This window comes from Alterinioella sp., from assembly GCF_058343375.1.
This window is the reverse complement of sequence record NZ_JBTUJH010000116.1, coordinates 1-5115: the sequence shown is the minus strand read 5'-3', so window position 1 is coordinate 5115 and position 5115 is coordinate 1. Positions and strand designations below refer to the sequence as shown.

Genomic DNA, 5115 nt, shown 5'->3' with positions numbered 1-5115 from the left:
TTCTCGGGCGAGGAACAGGGGCTGGCCGGCTCAACCGCTGCCGCCCGCATCGCGGCGCGCGAGGGCTGGCCGATCGAGCTGATGATCAATATCGACATGGTGGGATTGCGGCCCGCGCGTGCCGCTGACCCGCTGTTCATCGAATATGATCAGGGCAATGCGACCCCGGCCAATGATCCGGCCGCGCGGGCCTATGGGGCGATGGCCGCCCGGATGGCGGCAGAACACACTGGCCTGACAACCACTTTCAGCAATATCTGGGACAGCGATTACATGCCGTTCGAGGCGCAGGGCTTTGCCTGTATCGGGTTCTATGATGGCGGTGCCGAGCGGCCGGAATTTCACACCACGCGCGACCTGCCCGGGCTGCTGGATTACCCCCGGCTGACTGATGTCACGCGGGCCTTGGTGGCGACGCTGGCCATGGCGGCCGGGCTGGAAGGTTAGCCGTCCAGTTCACCCACCGGGATGATCGGAAAGAACTGGCCCTGGCTCCAGACGCCGAACCAATCCGTGCCATCCACCTCATGCGCATCGCCCAGATCGATCATCCGGTAAAATGTCTTGCGGTCGATCAGCGCCTCAAGCCCGGCCCGGACCATGACATAGGGCGAGGGTTCGCCGGTCTCATTGCGGGTCACGCGGACAGGATTGTCAGGGCCCGCGATCACCACATCACCGACCTGGGTGGTGAAACTCATGACCTGATCGGGCCCCTTTCCCGCCGCATCCATATCGACCGCGACAAAAGGCGCATCGACGACGCGGATACCGACCTTTTCCACCGGGGTGACAAGGAAATACTTGCCATCCTCCAGCCTCAGGATGGAACTGAACAGCTTGACCATTGCAGGCCGCCCGATCGGGGTTCCCATGTAAAACCAGGTGCCGTCGCGTTTGATCTCCATATCCAGATCACCGCAGAATTCGGGATCCCACAGATGCACCGGCGGAAGCTTGCCGCCTTTTTGCGCCGAAAGGGCGGCTTTCATCAGGCTTTCAGCACTTGGTTTCACAATGTTTTGTCCAGTTTCGTGTTTTGCCATTTGTGGTCGGCACCATACTTGTCTTAACTGGCGCAATATATTCTTTCCTGTGGAGCATTGCCATGTCTGACACCGAAAAGCTTGTAGGTGAGATCGAAAGCCTGGGGGCCATGCTGGTGCAGGCGCGCGCCTCGATTGCGACGCGGATCATTGGCCAGAGCGAGGTCGTGGACCTGTCGCTGGCGGCGATGCTGTCGGGCGGACATGCCTTGCTGGTGGGTCTGCCGGGGCTGGGCAAGACGCTGCTGGTCGATACGCTCTCTACCGTCATGGGGCTGTCGGCGGCGCGCATTCAGTTCACCCCCGATCTGATGCCGGCCGATATTCTGGGGTCGGAAGTTCTGGAAACCGCCGATGATGGCGCGCGGTCGTTCCGGTTCATCCAGGGGCCGGTATTCTGCCAGCTTCTGATGGCCGATGAGATCAACCGCGCCAGCCCGCGCACCCAATCGGCCCTGTTGCAGGCGATGCAGGAACATGAGGTGACGGTTGCGGGCGTGCATCATCCGCTGCCGGCCCCCTTTCATGTGCTGGCGACGCAGAACCCGATCGAGCAGGAGGGCACCTACCCCCTGCCCGAGGCGCAGCTGGACCGGTTCCTGGTGAAAATCAACGTCGATTACCCGGACCGGGAGACCGAAAAGGGCATTTTGCTGGCCACGACCGGCACCGAAGAGGCCAGCGCGCATCAGGTGTTCACGGCTGAGGAATTGATGGCCGCACAACGGGTCGTGCGCCGGATGCCGGTGGGCGATGCGGTGGTGGAGCTGATCCTCGATCTGGTGCGCGCCTGCCGCCCGGATGCCGCAGAGGCCCCCCAGATGGTGCATGATCATGTCGCCTGGGGGCCGGGGCCACGGGCGGCGCAGGCCTTGATGCTGACGGTGCGGGCGCGGGCGCTGCTGGACGGGCGGCTGGCCCCGACGGCCGATGATGTCATCGCCATGGCGCGCCCGGTTCTGTCGCATCGGATGGCGCTGAGCTTTGCCGCCCGGGCCGAAGGCGTGGAGCTTGAGGGCCTGATCGATCAGGTGACCGCGCGCGCGGCAAGGGTCGAGGCCGCAGCTTGACCACAGCCGCGCGCCACACAGCCGAAACGCTCAGATCCCGATCCGAGGCGGTGGCCGGCAGCCTGCCGGCTCTGCTGGCCGACGCGCAGCATCTGGCGGCGACGATCCTGTTGGGCGAACACGGGCGCAAACGCGCCGGCACCGGCGATGAGTTCTGGCAATACCGGCAGGCCGAAACCGGCGACCCGCTGCGCTCGATCGACTGGCGACGCTCGGCGCGGGCGGATGTGCATTTCGTGCGGCAGACCGAATGGCAGGCGGCGCAATCGGTGATGATCGGTGTCGATGATGCCAAATCCATGACCTATGCCGGGGCACCATCGCGGCCCTCGAAACTGCGCCGGGCGCAGACCCTGGCGATGGCATTGGCGATATTGGCGGTGCGCGGCGGCGAACGGGTGGGGCTGATCCATCTGGCCGAACCACCGCGCGGCGGTGAGGCGCAACTGATGCGGCTGGCGCAGGCGATGATGGAAAGCGACGGGGCCGGTGAATACGGCACACCGCACCCTCAGGTCATGCCAGCCGGGTCGCGGGCGGTGTTTTTCTCGGATTTTCTGGGTGAAATGGCCCCGGTCGAGAAGGCTCTGGGCCAGGCCGCCGATCGGGGCGTAAAAGGCGCATTGGTGCAGGTTCTGGACCCCGATGAGGAACGGTTTCCCTTTGACGGGCGAACCCTGTTCGAAAGCATGGGCGGCGCGATCCGGTTCGAGACGCTGAAGGCAGGCGGGCTGCGCGCGGCCTATCTGAAGCGACTGGCGGCGCGCAAGGCACATCTGAAGGATATCGCCCGGCGCAGCGGCTGGAGCTATCATTGCCATCACACCGGCGATGGTGCAGAGCCGACATTGCTATGGCTCTATCGGGCGTTGGAAAAGGTGCGGTTGTGATGGATCTGGGCGCGGGGGAAATTCCTTGCAAGGAATTTGCAAAACTCTTGCAAGAGTTTTCGCGCGCTTGCGGTAAGGGGGCGACATGATCGCAGGTTTGTCCTTCGCGGCCCCGCTGCTGCTGCTGGCGCTTGTGGCCCTGCCGATCCTGTGGTGGCTGTTGCGCGCGGTGCCGCCGGCCCCGATCCGACGCCGCTTTGCCGGTGTGGCGCTGCTGATTGGCCTCAAGGATGATGACAGCCAGACCGACAAGACGCCGTGGTGGCTGTTATTGTTGCGCATTCTGGCACTGGCGGCGGCGATTATCGGCTTTGCCGGCCCGGTGCTGAACCCGCCCGAGGAGCGGGTGGAGGACGGGCCGCTGCTGGTGCTGATGGATGCGTCCTGGGCCTCGGCCCGCGACTGGCCCGCGCGGCTGGACCGGGCCCGCGCGCTGATCGAGGAGGCCGGGCGCGATGGCCGCCCGGTGGCGCTGGTGCAACTGACCGATCTGCCGCCGGTGGGCGATGTGCCGTTTCAGGCGGCGGGCCGCTGGCTGGCCCGGCTGGACAATCTGGAACCGGCCCCGTTTGCGCCCGATATGGCGGCAGCGCTGGCCTGGGCCGATGCGACCCCCGGCGGCTTTCAGACTTTCTGGTTTTCCGATGGGCTGGATCATCCCGGCCGCGAAGACCTGATCGAAACGCTTGCCGGCGCGGGCGATGTGATCGTCTTTCAGGGCGGGCGCGACGTGCTGGCGCTGGGCCCGGCGCGGTTCGAGGATGGGGTGATCCGCCTGCCGGCGCATCGCTTGCAGGCCGGGGCGGCGCGCGATGTGACGGTCGAGGCCTACGGGCTGGACCCGGCCGGGATCGAGCGGCAATTGGCGCGCCAGGAACTGCGCTTTGGCGCGGCGGCCACCATGGCCGAGCTGGAACTCGACCTGCCGCCCGAATTGCGCAACCGGATCAGCCGCTTTCAGATCACGGGCGAACGCAGCGCGGGCGCGGTGTCGCTGACCGATGATGGCTTGCAGCGGCGCGAGGTCGGGCTTTTGGCCGGGGCCGCCGATCAGGAGGGGCAGGAATTGCTGTCGCCCTTGCATTATCTGCGCCAGGCGCTGGCCCCCACCGCCGATTTGCTGGAGGTCGGGCTGTCGGACATGCTGCTGGCCAGCCCCGATGTGATCATCCTGGCCGATGTCGCAACGCTCAGCCCCGATGAGGATGCCGGCCTGCAAGCCTGGGTCGATCGCGGCGGCATGCTGGTGCGCTTTGCCGGCCCGCGCCTGGCGGGGTCCGATATCGCCCGCGAAAGCCTTGATCCGCTCCTGCCGGTGCGGCTGCGCGAAGGCGGGCGCTCGGTGGGCGGCACCATGAGCTGGGGCGAGCCCAAGGCGCTGCGGCCCTTTGACGAGACATCGCCGTTTTACGGGCTGGCGATCCCGCAGGATGTTCTGGTCAGCTCTCAGGTGCTGGCCCAACCCGACCCCGAACTTGCCAGCCGCACCATCGCGGCCCTGGCCGATGGCACGCCGCTGGTCACCCGGGCCCGGCTTGGGCAGGGGCAGGTGGTGTTGTTCCACGTCACCGCCAATGCGGAATGGTCGACGCTGCCGATCTCGGGCCTGTTCGTGCAGATGCTGGAGCGGCTGGCCATTTCCACCCGCCCGGTGGACCCGCAAGCGCAGGATCTGGTCGGTGTCACCTGGGTGCCTGAAATGGTGCTGGACGGGTTCGGAACCCGGCGCGACGCCGGTGTGATGCCGGGCGTCGATGGCGTCGATCTGGCCAGCGCAGCATTGTCGCGCGACCTGTTGCCGGGGCTTTATGCCGGATCTGACCGGCGCGTGGCGCGCAATGTGATCGGGGCCGATGATACGCTTGCGCCCGCGACATGGCCCGCCGGTATCGCCATCGAGGGCATGGATGCGCGCCCGGTGGCCAATCTGGCCTGGGCGTTTCTGGCGGCGGCTTTTGCGCTGTTGCTGCTCGATTCGCTGGCCGCTTTGTGGCTGTCGGGCCGCTTGCCGGGGCTGGCGCGAACGGCGGTGATCTTGCTGGCCGTGGGCTTGATGGCCCCGCAGGCCCGGGCGCAGAGCGCCGCCGATGAGGCGCTGGCGCTGCTGGC

The 5115-nt window shown here is 66.5% G+C and carries 5 protein-coding genes; 4 read left to right on the top strand and 1 reads right to left on the bottom strand.

Annotated features, from left to right (window positions below; all coding sequences use genetic code 11):
- Positions 1-447, top strand: a 447-nt coding sequence (locus tag ACW8PS_RS15245; protein WP_491528360.1) for a M28 family peptidase, incomplete at its 5' end; no start/stop codon positions are given.
- On the opposite strand, the gene ACW8PS_RS15240 is transcribed toward ACW8PS_RS15245, so the two are convergent.
- The gene (locus ACW8PS_RS15240; RefSeq protein ID WP_491528359.1) at positions 444-1046 is read right to left on the bottom strand and encodes a DUF1285 domain-containing protein; all 603 of its coding nucleotides are present in this window, start codon (positions 1044-1046) and stop codon (positions 444-446) included. The two genes, ACW8PS_RS15245 and ACW8PS_RS15240, sit on opposite strands and share 4 nt — an antisense overlap.
- A 62-nt stretch (positions 1047-1108) precedes the next feature.
- On the opposite strand from ACW8PS_RS15240, the gene ACW8PS_RS15235 reads away from it, so the two are divergent.
- The 3 genes from ACW8PS_RS15235 to ACW8PS_RS15225 form a co-directional block, all read left to right on the top strand.
- A complete protein-coding gene (locus tag ACW8PS_RS15235) occupies positions 1109-2116 on the top strand; it encodes an AAA family ATPase (protein WP_491528358.1) in 1008 nt (335 codons plus the stop codon).
- Positions 2113-3006 (top strand): DUF58 domain-containing protein, encoded by an 894-nt coding sequence (locus ACW8PS_RS15230; RefSeq protein WP_491528357.1) that lies wholly within the window; start codon positions 2113-2115, stop codon positions 3004-3006. The genes ACW8PS_RS15235 and ACW8PS_RS15230 overlap by 4 nt, the downstream gene beginning before the upstream one ends.
- A gap of 85 nt (positions 3007-3091) precedes the next feature.
- Positions 3092-5115 (top strand): BatA domain-containing protein (locus tag ACW8PS_RS15225; protein WP_491528356.1); only part of this gene is annotated, 2024 nt, incomplete at its 3' end.

Coding starts and splice junctions, on each gene's coding strand:
- ACW8PS_RS15240 (WP_491528359.1), bottom strand. CDS start 1,046: ATGGCAAAACACGAAACTGGACAAAACATTGTGAAACCAAGTGCTGAA.
- ACW8PS_RS15235 (WP_491528358.1), top strand. CDS start 1,109: ATGTCTGACACCGAAAAGCTTGTAGGTGAGATCGAAAGCCTGGGGGCC.